This window comes from Fictibacillus sp. 18YEL24 (assembly GCF_015903855.1).
In the GTDB taxonomy this organism is placed as follows: domain Bacteria; phylum Bacillota; class Bacilli; order Bacillales; family Fictibacillaceae; genus Fictibacillus; species Fictibacillus phosphorivorans_C.
Window position 1 is genome coordinate 1 of record NZ_JACZDT010000015.1, and the last position, 1,917, is coordinate 1,917.

Annotated in this window: 1 rRNA gene; it reads right to left on the minus strand. The window is 52.7% G+C overall.

Features of this window, described 5'->3' with window-relative positions:
• Positions 1-1,904 (minus strand): 23S ribosomal RNA (locus HU823_RS21695); the annotation flags it as partial.
• Positions 1,905-1,917: the final 13 nt, after the last annotated feature.

Below are 1,917 nucleotides of genomic sequence, written 5' to 3' on the forward strand. Positions count from 1 at the left end.
GGATAACCCCTCCTCTTAACCTTCCAGCACCGGGCAGGTGTCAGCCCCTATACTTCACCTTGCGGTTTCGCAGAGACCTGTGTTTTTGCTAAACAGTCGCTTGGATCTATTCACTGCGGCTCTCTCGGGCGATAAACCCTATCAGAGCACCCCTTCTCCCGAAGTTACGGGGTCATTTTGCCGAGTTCCTTAACGAGAGTTCTCCCGATCATCTTAGGATTCTCTCCTCGCCTACCTGTGTCGGTTTGCGGTACGGGCACCTCTTTCCTCACTAGAGGCTTTTCTTGGCAGTGTAGGATCAGGGACTTCGGTACTAAAATTTCCCTCGCCATCACAGCTCAGCCTTCACGTTGGGCGGATTTGCCTACCCAACAGCCTAACTGCTTAGACGCACTATTCCATCAGTGCGCTCACCCTACCTTACTGCGTCCCCCCATTGTTCAAACGGAAAGGAGGTGGTACAGGAATATCAACCTGTTATCCATCGCCTACGCTTTTCAGCCTCGGCTTAGGCCCCGACTAACCCTGAGCGGACGAGCCTTCCTCAGGAAACCTTAGGCTTTCGATGGACAAGATTCTCACTTGTCTTTCGCTACTCATACCGGCATTCTCACTTCAAAGCGCTCCACCAGTCCTTCCGGTCTGACTTCGCTGCACTTCGAACGCTCCCCTACCCCTGTACCATACGGTACAAGCCATAGCTTCGGTGATACGTTTAGCCCCGTTACATTTTCGGCGCAGAGTCACTCGACCAGTGAGCTATTACGCACTCTTTAAATGGTGGCTGCTTCTAAGCCAACATCCTGGTTGTCTGGGCAACTCCACATCCTTTGCCACTTAACGTATACTTTGGGACCTTAGCTGATGGTCTGGGCTGTTTCCCTTTTGACTACGGATCTTATCACTCGCAGTCTGACTCCCGCGGATAATTCTCTGGCATTCGGAGTTTGACTGAATTCGGTAACCCTGTGGGGGCCCCTAGTCCAATCAGTGCTCTACCTCCAGGAATCTTGCCGCGAGGCTAGCCCTAAAGCTATTTCGGGGAGAACCAGCTATCTCCGTGTTCGATTGGCATTTCACCCCTACCCACACCTCATCCCCGCACTTTTCAACGTGCGTGGGTTCGGGCCTCCATTCAGTGTTACCTGAACTTCACCCTGGACATGGGTAGATCACACGGTTTCGGGTCTACGACCACGTACTATGTCGCCCTATTCAGACTCGCTTTCGCTGCGGCTCCGTCTTATCAACTTAACCTTGCACGGGATCGTAACTCGCCGGTTCATTCTACAAAAGGCACGCCGTCACCCGTTAATGGGCTCCGACTACTTGTAGGCACACGGTTTCAGGATCTGTTTCACTCCCCTTCCGGGGTGCTTTTCACCTTTCCCTCACGGTACTGGTTCACTATCGGTCACTAGGGAGTATTTAGCCTTGGGAGATGGTCCTCCCGGATTCCGACGGGGTTTCACGTGTCCCGCCGTACTCAGGATCCACTCAGGAGGGAACGAAGTTTCAGCTACAGGGCTGTTACCTTCTTCGGCTGGCCTTTCCAGACCACTTCACCTACTTCGTTCCTTTGTAACTCCGTATAGAGTGTCCTACAACCCCAGAGAGCAAGCTCTCTGGTTTGGGCTGATTCCGTTTCGCTCGCCGCTACTCAGGAAATCGCATTTGCTTTCTCTTCCTCCGGGTACTTAGATGTTTCAGTTCCCCGGGTCTGCCTTCTCATACCCTATGTATTCAGATATGGATACCATCCCATTACGGATGGTGGGTTCCCCCATTCGGAAATCCCCGGATCAATGCTTACTTACAGCTCCCCGAGGCATATCGGTGTTCGTCCCGTCCTTCTTCGGCTCCTAGTGCCAAGGCATCCACCGTGCGCCCTTTCTAGCTTAACCTTATATGATGTTT